We start from the raw sequence: 13,221 nt of genomic DNA on the forward strand, positions 1-13,221 counted from the left end.
AACGGCCGAATGTCCCGGTTTTCCCGGCCGGCCGGGCCTGGACGCGCGGCGTCAGGCCTGGTCGACGGAGGGTGACGAACGCCCTGGCCGACAGGACGGGGGCGGGGGCAGGGACGGGGGCAGGGGCAGGGGCGGGGGCGGTCAGCGCACGGTCACCGGCAGGGTGTCGAAGCCGCGCAGGACCAGGCGATCCCGCCGACTGGGCACGCCGCCGGGGGCGAGTCGGGGAAAGCGGTCCAGCAGGGCGGGCATCGCGACCTCGGCCTCCAGCCGGGCCAGCTGGGCGCCGAGGCAGTAGTGCGGGCCGCCGCCGAAGCTGAGCGGCTGGCTGTCGCCACGGGTCGGGTCGAACACCTGCGGGCGGTCGTACCGGGCAGGGTCGTGGTTGGCCGCGCCGAGCAGCAGGAGCACCACGGTGCCGACCGGAACGGGCAGGTCCTCGACGGCGAGCCCCTCGGTCAGTGCGACCCGCGAGGTGAGCTGGACCGGGGAGTCGAAGCGCAGCACCTCGTCGGTGAACGCGGCCGGGGTGATCGCACCGCTGCGCAGGCCCGCGGCCGCCTCCGGATGGCGGAAGAGCAGGGCCAGGCCGTTGCCGAGCAGGTTGGTGGTGGTCTCGAAACCGGCCACCAACAACAGCACCAGGTTGGCCAGCAGCTCCCGTGCGGAGAGCCGCTCCGGATCGTCGACGGCGATCCGGGCCAGGTCGGTGACCAGGTCGTCCTGGGGGCGGGCGAGGCGCTCGGCGGCCAGTTCGGTGAAGTAGCCGGCGAGCTCGTCGGCGGCCGCGTCGGCCGCGGTGAGATCGGAGCGGTCGTCGATGAACTCCAGGGCGACGGTGAGGTCGGAGGCGAGGTCGCGGAAGCGGTAGCGGTCCGGTTCGGGGACACCGAGAAGTTCGCAGATCACCCCGACCGGCAGCCGGAAGGCGAAGGCGTCCATGAAGTCCACCGGCGAGCCGTCGGCGCCCTGCTCGGCCATCCCGTCCAGGAGCCGGGCGACCGCCGCCTCCACGGCCGGGCGCAGCGCGGCGACCCGGCGGGCGGTGAACACCGAGGCGATCAGCGAGCGGACCCGGGGGTGGTCGGGTGCGTTGCGCTGCAGGATCGAGCGGCCGAACAGCGCCATCGACGGGTGCTCGGCGAACTCCGGGGCCAGGCCCGCCATCATCTCGGCGGTCGCGACGGCGAAGGCGGGGGTGCGCAGCACCTTGTCGGCCGCGGCGTGGCCGGCCACCAGGAAGGTGTCCGGGCCGGCGGGCATCGCCGCGCCCAGCTCGTGCGCCCTCGCGTACAGCGGGTACGGGTCGGCCCTGCCCTCGCTGGTCAGCAGTTCCTCGATGATCGACGTGCCGTCCATCCGGTGCACCCCTCCCGAAGCCCACGTTCCTGATGCGTGAACCACCGACGGGGGCAATGGAGTTCCCGTCCGGCGGGGTTCCGGCGGGTTCCGGCCGGGTTCCGGCGGGGTTCCGGCGGGGTTCCCGTCCGGCTCGGGTGCGCATCCGGCCGCGGCTCCCGTGCGGCCCGGGTTCGCACGCGGGCGTCGAGGCGGCTCGGTAGGGTGGCCGTATGGAAATCTGGATCAACCCGCGCTGCGGCAAGTGCCGGTCGGCACTCGGCGAGCTGGAGGCCGTCGGGGCCAAGTACACCGTGCGGCGCTACCTGGAGGATCCGCCGACCGCCACCGAGCTGGAACAGGTGCTGGAGCGACTGGGCCTGGAGCCGTGGGACATCACCCGCATCGAGGAGCCGGTCGCCAAGGACCTCGGGATGAAGCGGTGGTCCCGGGAACCGGCGGACCGGGCGCGCTGGATCGCGGCCATGGCGGAGCACCCGATCCTGATCCAGCGGCCGATCATCACCGCGGACGACGGCCACGCCGTCGTGGCCCGGACCCCCGAGGCCGTCAAGTCCGTACTGCCGTAGGGACGCCGCCGGGGGCGGTCAGTGCAGCTCGATCCGCTGCACCGGCCGGCCCGGGTGCCAGTTGGAGATCCACAGCCGGCCGTCCTCCACGGTGGTGTGCACCACCTGCTCCAGGTCCAGCCGGAAGGCGTGGAAGGGGGTGGGCGGCGGCTCGGGAAGATCGGCCACGTAGGCGGTCAGTTCGGCCTCGTCGGTGATCTCGACCGCACGGCCGGAGACCTTGGAGTCCCCACCGGCCATGGTCTCGTCCCCCGGGTGGGCGTGCAGCGCGAAGCGGCCGTCCCGCTGGAGGTCGCGTGCCTTGACCGAGCCGTACATCGACCCGATCATCAGGTCGGCTCCGATGAAGTCGACCTCCGTCCCGCTCACCCGGGGCGAACCGTCCTTGCGCAGCGTCGCCAGGACGTGGTGCTTGTCGGCCTCGAACCGGGCCCGTACGAGGGGCGCCAGATCGGGTGCCTGCTGCTCGAAATCCTGCCAGGTAGCCATGGCGCCAGTCTGGCACCGGGCACTGACAGCCGCCGGGCATCCCCGCCGGCCGGGTGCCCACCGTCGCCCCCACCGCCGCCCGGGCATTGTCGGTGGCCGGTGCCAGACTGGCGGGGTGACCACCACGACCACGTACATCGCGTTCCTGCGGGCCATCAACGTCGGCGGCCGGACCGTGAAGATGGAGCGGCTGCGGGCGCTCTTCGCCGAGCTGGGGCTGGCGGGCGTGCGCTCCTACATCCAGAGCGGCAACGTCTTCTTCAGCACCGACGAGCCGGACCGCGCCGCCCTCACCCGGCGCATCGAGGAACACCTGGAGCGGTCACTCGGCTACCCGGTGCCGGTGATGCTGCGGACGGTCGACGAGGTGGCCGCGCTGCTCGCCGCCGAGCCGTTCCGGGGCATCGAGGTGACGCCCGACATCCGGCTGGTCGTCGCCTTCCTCTCCGAACCGCTGCCCGCCGCCCTCGCCCTCCCCCGTACCTCGCCGAAGGGCGACCACGAGGTGATCGGTGCCGACCCGGGCGCCGCGTACGTGGTGGTCCGTCTGCGGGACGGCCGGTGGGTCACCGGGGACCTGTTCGGCAAGGCCTACCGGGGGTCGGTCACCGCCCGGTTCCTGCACACCACCGAGAAGATCCTGGCGGCCGCCCGGAAGGGCTGACCACCTCCGGCCGGCCGCCACGGCGACCGGAACCGCGGTCGCGCACCAGGCGTCTGAAGTGCAGTGACGTACTCACTCCGCGTCGGCGCACGGCGTGATCTGGACAGTCGGAGCCGGCCGAGCCGAGAATCGGGCCATGACGTCTCCTGAGTTCCGCACCGGCGCGGTCTCGCCCTCCGGCGCGGTCCGCCCCTCCGACGCCGAACGGGACCAGGCGCTCGGGGTGCTCAAGGACGGCGCGGGCAGCGGGCGGCTGTCGCACGACACCTTCCTCGGCCGGATGGAGATCGTCCTGCACGCCACCAGCCGGGGCGAGTTGGACGAGGCGATGAGCGGGCTGCCGACCGGGAACCCGGTCGAGCGCCTCCTGCTGCGGACGGTCGGCCGGATCTCCGCGTTCGGGGACCGGCTGAGCCGGGCCTGGCGCACCGAGCGGCTGCCCGGGCTGAGCCTGCCGGAGACCGGGGCCGGGCAGTTGACGATCGGTCGGATCATCGGCTCGGGGTTGCGGCTGCACGACGCCTCGGTGTCCCGGAAGCACGCCGAGCTGCGGCACGAGGGCGGCGGCTGGGTGCTGTACGACCTCGGCTCGACCAACGGCACGCACGTGAACGGGCGCCGGATCGCGGGCGGGGTCCGGGTCCGGCCGGGCGACCAGGTCCGGTTCGGGAACCTGGAGTTCCGGCTCGCCTAGGGTCCGTCGCTCCCCCGGGCGGCCGGTCGGTGCGGGAGCTGTCGCGGTGCCCGCTGTCACGACGGCCCGTCCCGGAACTCCTCGATGGCGGTGCGGATCTGGCGGGTCAGCACGGCGTGCCGCCACCGCCACCGGCGCCGGCGCCGGCGGCCAGGATGCGCTCGGCGGCCGGCAGTCGGGTGATCAGCGGGGGTTGCCGGAGGGAGGTCACCGGCGGACGGTGGCACTCACGGTCGGCCGGGGCGGTGGCGTTGTCAGTGGTGGGTGCAAGGATGCGGGCATGACCCAGGAGACGGCTCCCACCCCCGACGTGCTGCGCGAAGCCCGCGAACGGGCCCGCGAGTTGATCCGGTGCGGCTTCCAGGAGCCGGACGAGATAGCCGAGTCCCTGGTCGAGGTCCTCGACGACCAGGGGCTGACGCAGGAGGAGGCGGAGCGGATCGTCGCTCCGCTGTGGGCCGAGCGGCTGGCCGAGCAGGCTTCCTGGCCCGCGACCACGGACGTGGACCGGCTGGCGGCGGCCTTCGACGCGCTGGAGGAGGAGGGCGTCGTCGCGGCGATGGACTTCACCTGCTGCGCGGGCTGCGGCTATGCGGAGATCGGCGGCGAGGCCGACGAGGGCTCGCACGGCTTCGTCTTCTTCCACCAGCAGGACACCGAGGCGGCGGCCGACGGGCGGGGCCTGATGCTGCGTTACGGCGGGTTCCACACCGGGGAGGAGGCCGCCGAGGTGTCGGAGCGGCGGACGGCCGAGGTCGGGCGGGCGGTGGTGGCCGCGCTGGAGGCGGTCGGGCTCCCGGTGGAGTGGGACGGTTCGCCGCATACGGCGATCCGGGTCACTCCGCTGGAGTGGCTCAACCGCCTGCCGGAGTAGGCGCCGGGGAGGCCCGGGTGAACGTCTGGGCAGCGTGCGGGCGGTGTCAGCCGCGGGTGACGTGCAGTTCTGCGGAGCGGTCGCCCTTGTTCGCCTTGTGCAGGGTGACCTTCGCCTGGCCGATGGTGGTCTCGACGTCCTTGCCGACGGTCTTCCGGTCGTCGCCGACGGCCACCTCGACCGTGCTGTCGGTGATGTGGCCGACCGCCATCTTCATGGTGTGGTTGCCGCCGAAGACCTGGACGGTCTTGGAGGCGTCGGCATCGTCGGTGCGGACGACGACGTCGCAGCTGTCGTCGTCGAGGCACAGCGAGCCGCTGCCCCCACAGGCGGTCAGTCCGGCGCCGAGCGCCAGGACGGCGCCGGCGGCGAGGAGCGCCGGGCGGCGGGCGGGCACGAGGCCGTGGCGGTCACGGGTTCGGTGGGAGTTCGGTGTGCGTCCTGTGGTCATGGTGTCGACGGTAGGCGGCCGGGCACACCCCGCCATCGCCCGTCGACGGTACCCGTCCCCTGGCCGGGCCCGGAGCGCCCGGGCCACCGCGACCCCGAGGACGGTGAGGTGAATCCCCCAGGGGGAAAAGGGAGTTGGGCCCACAGGGGCAGATTCCAAGGCGATGACCGCATATGCCTCAGGCGTATGCCACGCGCGTAGATCGACGGGCCGCGAAAAGGACCGGCGGTCAGTCGCCGAGGCCGCCCAGTCCGGCGGACGGGCCCCACAGCGGCGCCATGCAGCGCTGGTAGGTGGCCTGCCAGTGCGGCCAGTTGCGGGCCACGTCGTCGTCGCACTCGGCCAGCAGCCGCTCGACCAGCGCCGGCTCCACCCCCTCCAGCAGCCACGCCAGCGCGTCCGGCGCGCCCGGACCGTCCGCCGACCGCAGCAGGTCCAGCAGCTCGCCCAGACCGCCGAGCCGGGAGCCCTCCGGGATCACCCGCTCCATCCGGGGCAGCAGTTGGCGCTCCTCGATCCGCAGGTGCGTCTCCAGCCGGGCCGCCAGGTCCTCCATCGCGTAGGCGACCGGCCAGGCGCTGCCGGTGTCCCGGCTGGCGATCCGGACCAGCGTGGTGACCCGGGTGAACGAGTGGTCGAGGTTGTGGTGGTCCGCCTCCAGCCAGTTGAGCAGCAGCCGCAGCTCGGGCGCGAAGCGGCGCACGATCGGCCAGATCCGGGTGTCCTGCTGCTCGTGGTGGCAGGTCAGCATCGCGGTCACGAAGCTCCAGTGCCGCAGCAGCGCCTCGCCCGCGTCGTCCTCGCCGGGCTGGAGCAGCCGCAGCGCGTTGGGCAGCCGGGCGAGGTCCCGGCGCAGCGCGGCGTGCACCAGCCGCAGCCCGGCGAAGCGGTCCGTCCCCGGCACCTCGTCGGCGGCCCGCACGGGCGCGGCCGCGCCCCGGGTGTCGGCCCCGGGCTCCGTCTGCGGGGGCACGGAGGGGGACGGCTGGGGCAGCAGATGGATCGGCATGGCACTCTCTTCACAACGTCGTGGGGCGGGCGGGGCCGGCCGGTGGAATGCGGCCCCATCCAAAGTGCTCACAGTCGATCAGAAGTGAATCAATGTCCGATTGACGCGCAGGTCACAGGCGTTTTCGCGGACGGCGGCGGCTCCTCGCGAAGCGCGCACCGGGTCTGCGGACGACCCGCGGACGAAGCCGGAACGCCGCGGGCCCGGAGCACCTGGTGGTGCCCCGGGCCCGCGGCGTACGGGTGGCCGTGCCGGTCGGCGGACGAGTGCCCGCGCGAGCGCCCGCGCGGGTGGCGGTACCGGATCAGTCGGCCGCCGGGCCGGCCAGGTTCTTGGTGAGCCACTGCAGCGTGTCCGGGATCATCTTCTTGAAGTCCGAGGTCAGATGCTTGCCGCCGGGCTGCTCGTAGTACTCCAGGGACGCCGGCGGGGCGGCCTTGGCGACCCAGGCCTTGACCAGCTTGGTCTCGTACGGGTTGGCCCCACCCGCGGTGACCAGCATCTTCACGTCGGCCTTGCCCTGGGCGACCAGCACGTCGGGGTTGTTGGCCTGCCGCTCGGCCTCGTGGCCCTTCCACAGCCCCGAGTCGGGGACGTAGTAGCCGTCGATCGGGACGGCGGCCTTGTAGACGTCCGGGTGCTGCAGGGCGAGCTTGGCGCTGCAGAAGCCACCGGTGGAGGCGCCCATCACGCCCCAGCCGTCGCGGCCCTTCACGGTACGGAAGTTGGCACGGACGAAGTCCGGGATGTCCTGGGCCATCCAGGTGCCCATCTTGGGCTGGCCCGGGATGTCGGAGCAGTCCAGCGCGTTGTGCTCGTCGCTGTTGAAGTTCTGCACCGGCATGATCATGATGAACGGGTGGGCCTTGCCGGCCTTGACCAGTGCCTCGTTGTCCTCCTGGATCGGCAGCTGGTTGTCGGTCCAGGTGTTGTAGCCGTTGCTCTGGCCGCCCGCGAAGAGGGTGAGCACCGGGAAGCCGGTCTTGGCGTACTTGGGGTCGTTGTACTCGGGCGGCAGCCAGACCCAGACCTTGCCGGAGACGCCGGACTTCGCACCGGTCACTGTGGTCACCATGATCGGGCCCGCGGCGGTGTCCCGGGCCTTGGTCAGGGCGGCGTTCGGGCCGGTGGGCATCAGCACCTTCCCGCTGGCGACCGCAGGCTCCGCGTTGGCGGGCGCGGCCGTGGCGGCGCCGGCGGCGGTCGGTCCGCCCGCGGCGGTGCCGCTCGCACCCGGGGTGCCGGCCGCCTTGGCGCCGTCCTCCTTCCCGCCGCCGGAACTCCCGCAGGCTGCCAGCGAGGCGGCCAGGGCGAGCACGGCGGCGCCGGTCAGGACGGCGCGGGAACGGGACGACTGCCTAAGCACGGTGAGGACTCTCCGACCGATGTCACGCCCGGTCCGTCTGGCCGGGCTGTGGCCCCCCGGTGGGGCCGGACAGGCCCGGGGGCGCGGCGCTGGTGCGGTCCCCGGGGTGGTGGCGCGCCCTCCCTCGCGGTGGCGCGCCTTCCTGCGATCTTATGACGTGGGCCGGGGTGGCCCGGTTGCGTGGCGGCCACCGGAAATCCAATGTTTGTTCGCGATCAGGTAAAGACCTTCACCTCTCCCCCCGGTCGACGGGGGCCGAACGGCGGGGGCACAGTCTCCGGCCGGCCCGACCGCGTGGATTTTGGGGCCTTCGACCAGTGACGGCGGCCCGCGCATCCGCAACGATCGGCTCACGCCCGGGCCCGCGCGGACCAGCGAGCCGGGCGAACCACTACCGGACGAACCACCACCGGGCGGACCACCACCGGGCGGACCGTCGACCCGAGCAGACCGAGGAGAGCGCCATGCCCCAGCAGATCGCCGTCGTCACCGGAGCCGGGAGCGGGGTCGGCCGGGCCGTGGCGGTCGAACTGGCCGCGGCCGGCTGGCAGCTGGTGCTGGCCGGCCGACGGGCCGAGCCGCTGCGGGAGACCGCCCGGCTGGGCGGCGCCCCGGCCGCGGTGGTGCCGACCGACGTCACCGACCCGGCCGCGGTGGACGCGCTGTTCGCCGAGGCCGCCGAGCGCTTCGGCCGGGTGGACCTGCTGTTCAACAACGCCGGCACCTTCGGCGCGGCCGTGCCGGTGGAGGACCTGGAGGTCGAGGCCTGGCGGGCCGTGGTCGACCTCAACCTGACCGGGGCCTTCCTCTGCGCCCGGGCCGCGTTCCGCCGGATGAAGGCTCAGGACCCGCAGGGCGGCCGGATCATCAACAACGGCTCGATCTCGGCGCACGTCCCGCGCCCGCACTCGATCGCGTACACCGCGACCAAGCACGCGATCACCGGGCTGACCAAGTCGCTGTCGCTGGACGGCCGCCCGTACCGGATCGCCTGCGGGCAGCTCGACATCGGCAACGCGGCCACCGACATGACCGCCGCGATGAGCGCCGGGGTGCGGCAGGCGGACGGGCGGATCGCGGTCGAGCCCACCATGGATGTGGCCGACGTGGCGCGTACCGTCCGGCACATGGCCGAGCTGCCACTGGAGGCGAACGTGCAGTTCGCCACCGTGATGGCGACCGCCATGCCGTACATCGGACGGGGCTAGGGCGTCCAGCCCCAGGGTCCGCCGGGCAGGACCCGGACCGGACGGGGAAAGCGGCGCCCCCCGGGGGGGGACCCCCGTCAGGCCGAGCTGACGGGGGTCCCGGGGTCGGAGGGGTCCGTCAGCCCTACGGCCGCCAGGTGTCGTTCAGGGTGACCAGGCCCGAGGCCGGCACGGTCGCCGTCCGGTTGGCCCCGGACTCCCAGGTCACCGCGCCGCTCGCGTCCGTGCGGACGTACTTGTACTGGAAGGCGGTGCCGGCCGGCAGCGTGAGCGACAGCGACCAGACCGGGTAGCCGGCCGAGGAGAGCGGCAGTGCCTTGGCCGGGTCCCAGCCGCCGAGCGCGGGGACGTCGCCGACCACGGAGACGTTCTGGCCGTACGCGGTGGTCGCGTTGACGTTGAACGAGGCTCCGGAGGCGCTCGTCGCCCCGCCCTGGAGGTACAGCGCGACCGCGTCGCCCGCGCCGATCGTCGCGGTGAACTGCCCGTTCGCACCCACCTGGTAGGTCGGGCCGGTGCAGCCGCCGCCCGGCTGCGGGTCGCCGTGCTGGACGTCGCAGTAGGTGCCGGCCGCGAGCCCGGTCTGGAAGGTCTGGGTGATCGCGCCGCTCTCGTGGTTGATCGCCGCGTAGCCCTTGTTCCCGCGGCCGAAGGCGATCGCGTTGCTGCCGTTGGACCACCAGTTGGTCACACCGGTGCCCGCGACGGCGTTGCGGAAGCCGACCATGTTGGCGATCTGCCGCCAGGCGTGGGTGCAGTTCCAGCCGTCCTGGTAGCAGGCGTTGACGGTTCCGCCGTTGGGCGGTCCGTCGTCCTTGTTGGTGAAGGCGTAGCCGGAGTAGACGTTGGGCGCGCCGTACGGCGAGGCGAGCAGGAAGACGTTGGCCAGCGTGTAGGTGCTGCCGTCGGCGTAGGTGAGGGTGGAGCCGTTGCGCTCGGTGTCCCAGTTGTCGACGAAGGAGCGCGCCTGCGCGCTCGGCAGGTAGCCCCAGGAGGCTCCCCAGGAGGCCAGGTTGGCGAGCTTGTCGCTGGTGAACATGCGCTTGAGGTCGGTACCGACGCGGAACTCGTCGACGTCGCCGGTGCCGGTGTACTCGGTGGGCTGGACCGGCTCGCCGGCGCCGTAGATGACCTCCTGCACCCAGTAGGCCTTGGGGTTGGCCATCTTCGCCTTGATCGCGGCGAGGTCGCCGGCGGCGATGTGCTTGGCGGCGTCGATCCGGTAGCCGTCGACGCCGAGCGAGCCGAGGTCGTCCAGGTAGTGCGCGATGGTGGTCTGGACGTACGCGCTGCCGGTGTCCAGGTCCGCGAGGCCGACCAACTCGCAGTTCTGCACGTTGGAGCGGTCCTGGTAGTTGGTGATCGGCTGGCGGCAGGAGTGGAAGTCCTGGTCCTGGTAGGTGCCCGGGTAGGTGTACTTGGTGTAGGCGGTGCCGCCGGTGCCGGTGCCGGAGCCGGCCGTCATGTGGTTGACGACCGCGTCGGCGATGACCTTGACCCCGGCCGCGTGGCAGGTGTCGACCATGTTCTTGAAGGACGTCCGGTCGCCGAGCCGCCCGGCGATCTTGTAGCTGACCGGCTGGTAGGAGGTCCACCACTGCGGGCCCTGGATGTGCTCCTGGGGCGGCGAGACCTCGACGAAGCCGTAGCCCTTCGGGCCGAGCGTCGAGGTGCAGGCCTGGGCGACCGAGTCGAAGCGCCACTCGAAGAGGGTGGCGGTGACGTCCTTGCCGCCGTTGGCGGGCGGGGAGGCCTGGGCGGCGGGGGCGCCGAGGGAGGTGCCGAGCGAGAGCGCGAGCGCCGCCGAGGCGGCGAGCGCACCGGCCGCGCGGGCGGGTCGGCGGGTGGGGGCGGTGGTGACCACGTCGTCTCCTGGGGGTGGCTGGGGTGGGGCAGCCGGAAGTGAAGCCCGCGGCTGGGGTGGGGCAGCCGGAGGTGGAGCCTGCAGGAAGTTTCTGTAACTTGCCGGAAACTTGCAGCGCTGAACCTAGGGCCGCCGGGAGACAGCGTCAAGGTCCTGGGAGGAACGTTTCTGCACGACCGCGCCCGCGCCCACGACAAGGGCCCGGCGACCGTAGCCGCCGGGCCCCTCACCTGTCCTGGTTCACCGGGCCCGCGGGGGCCCGGTCCGGCCTCAGCCGGTCTGGACGGAGGTGTCGTCGATCACGAAGCTCGTCTGCAGCGAGGTGTCCTCGGTGCCGGTGAACTTCACGGTGACCGTCTGGCCCGCGTAGGACGAGAGGTCGAAGGTGCGCTGCTGGTAGCCGGCCGCGGCGTCCACGTTGGAGTAGGTCTTCAGCGTGGTGCCGTTCACCGACACGGCCAGCTTGTCGTACGCGGTGGTGCCGGTCTCGGCGGTGTCGATGTGCAGCCAGAAGCTCAGCGTCGCCTTGCAGCCGGCCGGGATGGTCACCGTCTGCGAGACCGAGTCGGTGTGCGAGGAGCCGTAGCCGTCCAGCCACGCCTTCCACGAACCGCCGTGGGCCGCCTGCGAGGAGCTGTTGTCCACCACGCCGGAGCTGGCCGTCCACGGCGCCGCCGTGCCGGTCTCGAAGCCCGCGTTGCCCAGCAGCTGCGCCGGGGTGCAGGAGCCGCCACCGCCGGCCACGGTCCAGGTGAAGCTGGTGGTCCCGGACTTGCCGGCCGCGTCCTTCACCGTGACGGTCGTGTTGTAGGTGCCCGCGGTGTTGGCGGTGCCGGTGATCGCGCCGGTGGAGGCGTTGATGACCAGGCCGGTGGGCAGGCCGGTGGCCGCGTAGGACAGCGGCGCGGTGCCGCCGGAGGCCTTGATCTGCAGGTTCACCGCGCTGCCGAGCGCGGTGGACTGGTTGCCCGGGTTGGTGACGGTGACGCCGCCCGGGTTGGGCAGCGAGCCGACGTTGACGGCGGCCCAGGCGGTGGCGACCGCGTTGTACTCGGCGCTGTTCGCGCCGTACAGGTCGGTGGCCGCGTTCAGGGTCGCGGTGCGGGCGGCGGCGTAGTCGGTGGTGGAGGTCATGTACGCGGTCAGCGCCTTGTACCAGACCTGCTGGGCCTTGTCCCGGCCGATGCCGGTGACGGCGATGTTGTTGACCGTCGGGCTGTTGTAGCTGACGCCGTTGATCACCTTGGCGCCGCTGCCCTCGGCCAGCAGGTAGAAGAAGTGGTTGGCGACACCGGACGAGTAGTGCACGTCCAGGTTGCCGACGCCCGAGTACCAGGAGTCGGCCGACTGACCGTCCTTGGAGGGCTTGTCCATGTAGCGCAGCGGCGTGCCGTTGCCGTTGATGTCGATCAGCTCGCCGATCAGGTAGTCCGGCACGTCGGCGGGCAGGTTGGCGTAGAACTCGACCATCGAGCCGAAGATGTCCGAGGTGGCCTCGTTGAGGCCGCCGGACTCGCCCGAGTAGTTCAGGTTGGCGGTGGCCGAGGTGACGCCGTGGCTCATCTCGTGGCCGGAGACGTCGAGTTCGGTCAGCGGGTGGGTGTCGCCCGAGCCGTCGCCGTAGGTCATGCAGAAGCAGCTGTCGTCCCAGAACGCGTTGACGTAGCCGGTGTCGTAGTGGACCCGGCTCATGGCGCCGACGCCGTCGTTCTTGATGCCGTTGCGGCCGAAGGTGTTCTTGTAGAAGTCCCAGGTGACGGCGGCGCCGAACTGGGCGTCCACGGCGGCCGACTCGCGGTTGCTGGCCTGGCCGTTGCCCCAGGTGTCGCTGGACTTGCTGAACAGCGTGCCGTTGCCGGACGTGCCGTTCTTCATGTCGGTGGTGTACTGGCCGCCGCGGGTGGCGTCCTTCAGCGAGTACGTCGAGCCGCTCTGGGTGGTGGTCAGCGGCACCTGGCCGACGAACACGCCGGTGCCGGAGCCGCGCTTGATGCCGTCGGCCTTGCTGAGCACGTCGCCCGTCTTGGCGTCGGTGACGACGTGCAGCTTGCTCGGGGTGCCGTCGGACTCGCGGCCGGCGACGACGGTCTCCCAGGCGAGCTTCGGGGCGCCGTCGGCGGCCCAGACGACCAGGCGCGGCGCGGTGTCGACGGCGGCGCCCTGCTCGGCCGCGAGCGCGGCGGCCTGGGCCTTCGGCGCAGCCTGGGCCGGCGTGGTGTCGACGCCGGTGAGGTTGGCCTCGCTGGCCTTGGTCACGCTCTTGGTGGCGCCCGCGGCGTCCTGGTGGACGATCAGGTCGCCGCCGAGCACCGGGAGTCCGGCGTAGGTGCGCTCGTAGCGCAGGTGGCGACCGCCGTTGGCGTCCTGGACGACGTCCTTGGTGACCAGCTTCTCCTGGCTGCTCAGGCCCAGGGCCTGGGCGACGGACGCGGACTGCTGGTTCGCGGAGGCGATCAGCGCGGCCCGGGCCGACTGCTGGGTGGCGACGGCGGTCGGGGCGTCGGGCGTGGCCGCCTGGGCGATGACCGGTATGCCGGTCACCAGCAGCGCGGTGGTGGCGGCCATGACAACCGCTGCCTTCCGGGCGTGAGCGTAACGGGACATGCGGACTCCTTTTCCGACCGGTGCGGGTTCGCACGCGGTGGAGAGAACCTGGGCCGCAGGGTTGCGGCGC

General features: G+C 72.6%; 12 protein-coding genes. 5 read left to right on the plus strand and 7 right to left on the minus strand.

Going from position 1 to position 13,221, the window contains the following annotated elements:
• Positions 1 to 141: 141 nt before the first annotated feature.
• Positions 142 to 1,359 (minus strand): cytochrome P450, encoded by a 1,218-nt coding sequence (locus ACIOJE_RS07300; protein ID WP_400773983.1) that lies wholly within the window; start codon positions 1,357 to 1,359, stop codon positions 142 to 144.
• A 212-nt stretch (positions 1,360 to 1,571) separates the two neighbouring features.
• Here ACIOJE_RS07300 and ACIOJE_RS07305 point away from each other — a divergent pair, with 212 nt between their 5' ends.
• Positions 1,572 to 1,928: an arsenate reductase family protein gene (locus ACIOJE_RS07305; protein WP_400773985.1), complete on the plus strand. Its 357-nt coding sequence runs from the start codon at positions 1,572 to 1,574 to the stop codon at positions 1,926 to 1,928.
• An 18-nt stretch (positions 1,929 to 1,946) separates the two neighbouring features.
• Here ACIOJE_RS07305 and ACIOJE_RS07310 read toward each other — a convergent pair whose 3' ends face one another.
• A complete protein-coding gene (locus ACIOJE_RS07310; RefSeq protein WP_400773987.1) occupies positions 1,947 to 2,417 on the minus strand; it encodes a pyridoxamine 5'-phosphate oxidase family protein in 471 nt (156 codons plus the stop codon).
• A gap of 115 nt (positions 2,418 to 2,532) precedes the next feature.
• Here ACIOJE_RS07310 and ACIOJE_RS07315 point away from each other — a divergent pair, with 115 nt between their 5' ends.
• The 3 genes from ACIOJE_RS07315 to ACIOJE_RS07325 all read left to right on the plus strand — a co-directional run bounded on the left by ACIOJE_RS07315 (position 2,533) and on the right by ACIOJE_RS07325 (position 4,649).
• Positions 2,533 to 3,081 carry a DUF1697 domain-containing protein gene (locus ACIOJE_RS07315; RefSeq protein WP_280674663.1) on the plus strand — a complete coding sequence of 183 codons (549 nt, stop codon included), beginning with the start codon at positions 2,533 to 2,535 and terminating at the stop codon, positions 3,079 to 3,081.
• Between the two features lie 136 nt (positions 3,082 to 3,217).
• Positions 3,218 to 3,775 carry an FHA domain-containing protein gene (locus ACIOJE_RS07320; RefSeq protein ID WP_400773990.1) on the plus strand — a complete coding sequence of 186 codons (558 nt, stop codon included), beginning with the start codon at positions 3,218 to 3,220 and terminating at the stop codon, positions 3,773 to 3,775.
• Between the two features lie 280 nt (positions 3,776 to 4,055).
• Positions 4,056 to 4,649: a DUF6891 domain-containing protein gene (locus tag ACIOJE_RS07325; protein ID WP_400773991.1), complete on the plus strand. Its 594-nt coding sequence runs from the start codon at positions 4,056 to 4,058 to the stop codon at positions 4,647 to 4,649.
• 46 nt (positions 4,650 to 4,695) lie between these two features.
• Here ACIOJE_RS07325 and ACIOJE_RS07330 read toward each other — a convergent pair whose 3' ends face one another.
• The 3 genes from ACIOJE_RS07330 to ACIOJE_RS07340 form a co-directional block, all read right to left on the minus strand.
• Positions 4,696 to 5,100 carry a hypothetical protein gene (locus ACIOJE_RS07330; protein ID WP_400773994.1) on the minus strand — a complete coding sequence of 135 codons (405 nt, stop codon included), beginning with the start codon at positions 5,098 to 5,100 and terminating at the stop codon, positions 4,696 to 4,698.
• Between the two features lie 229 nt (positions 5,101 to 5,329).
• Positions 5,330 to 6,109 (minus strand): hemerythrin domain-containing protein, encoded by a 780-nt coding sequence (locus tag ACIOJE_RS07335; RefSeq protein WP_280674670.1) that lies wholly within the window; start codon positions 6,107 to 6,109, stop codon positions 5,330 to 5,332.
• A gap of 304 nt (positions 6,110 to 6,413) precedes the next feature.
• Positions 6,414 to 7,475: an esterase family protein gene (locus tag ACIOJE_RS07340; RefSeq protein ID WP_280674672.1), complete on the minus strand. Its 1,062-nt coding sequence runs from the start codon at positions 7,473 to 7,475 to the stop codon at positions 6,414 to 6,416.
• Between the two features lie 464 nt (positions 7,476 to 7,939).
• On the opposite strand from ACIOJE_RS07340, the gene ACIOJE_RS07345 reads away from it, so the two are divergent.
• Positions 7,940 to 8,683, plus strand: a complete 744-nt coding sequence (locus ACIOJE_RS07345) for an SDR family oxidoreductase (RefSeq protein ID WP_280674675.1) — start codon at positions 7,940 to 7,942, stop codon at positions 8,681 to 8,683.
• Between the two features lie 124 nt (positions 8,684 to 8,807).
• Here ACIOJE_RS07345 and ACIOJE_RS07350 read toward each other — a convergent pair whose 3' ends face one another.
• Positions 8,808 to 10,547, minus strand: a complete 1,740-nt coding sequence (locus ACIOJE_RS07350) for a carbohydrate-binding module family 20 domain-containing protein (protein ID WP_400773999.1) — start codon at positions 10,545 to 10,547, stop codon at positions 8,808 to 8,810.
• 270 nt (positions 10,548 to 10,817) lie between these two features.
• The gene (locus ACIOJE_RS07355; RefSeq protein ID WP_400774002.1) at positions 10,818 to 13,151 is read right to left on the minus strand and encodes a M4 family metallopeptidase; all 2,334 of its coding nucleotides are present in this window, start codon (positions 13,149 to 13,151) and stop codon (positions 10,818 to 10,820) included.
• Between the last annotated feature and the right edge of the window lie 70 nt (positions 13,152 to 13,221).

The organism is Kitasatospora sp. NPDC087861 (assembly GCF_044742585.1).
GTDB lineage: Bacteria > Actinomycetota > Actinomycetes > Streptomycetales > Streptomycetaceae > Kitasatospora.

Coding starts and splice junctions, on each gene's coding strand:
- ACIOJE_RS07330 (WP_400773994.1), bottom strand. CDS start 5,100: ATGACCACAGGACGCACACCGAACTCCCACCGAACCCGTGACCGCCAC.
- ACIOJE_RS07355 (WP_400774002.1), bottom strand. CDS start 13,151: ATGTCCCGTTACGCTCACGCCCGGAAGGCAGCGGTTGTCATGGCCGCC.
- ACIOJE_RS07305 (WP_400773985.1), top strand. CDS start 1,572: ATGGAAATCTGGATCAACCCGCGCTGCGGCAAGTGCCGGTCGGCACTC.
- ACIOJE_RS07325 (WP_400773991.1), top strand. CDS start 4,056: ATGACCCAGGAGACGGCTCCCACCCCCGACGTGCTGCGCGAAGCCCGC.
- ACIOJE_RS07310 (WP_400773987.1), bottom strand. CDS start 2,417: ATGGCTACCTGGCAGGATTTCGAGCAGCAGGCACCCGATCTGGCGCCC.
- ACIOJE_RS07345 (WP_280674675.1), top strand. CDS start 7,940: ATGCCCCAGCAGATCGCCGTCGTCACCGGAGCCGGGAGCGGGGTCGGC.
- ACIOJE_RS07335 (WP_280674670.1), bottom strand. CDS start 6,109: ATGCCGATCCATCTGCTGCCCCAGCCGTCCCCCTCCGTGCCCCCGCAG.
- ACIOJE_RS07320 (WP_400773990.1), top strand. CDS start 3,218: ATGACGTCTCCTGAGTTCCGCACCGGCGCGGTCTCGCCCTCCGGCGCG.
- ACIOJE_RS07300 (WP_400773983.1), bottom strand. CDS start 1,359: ATGGACGGCACGTCGATCATCGAGGAACTGCTGACCAGCGAGGGCAGG.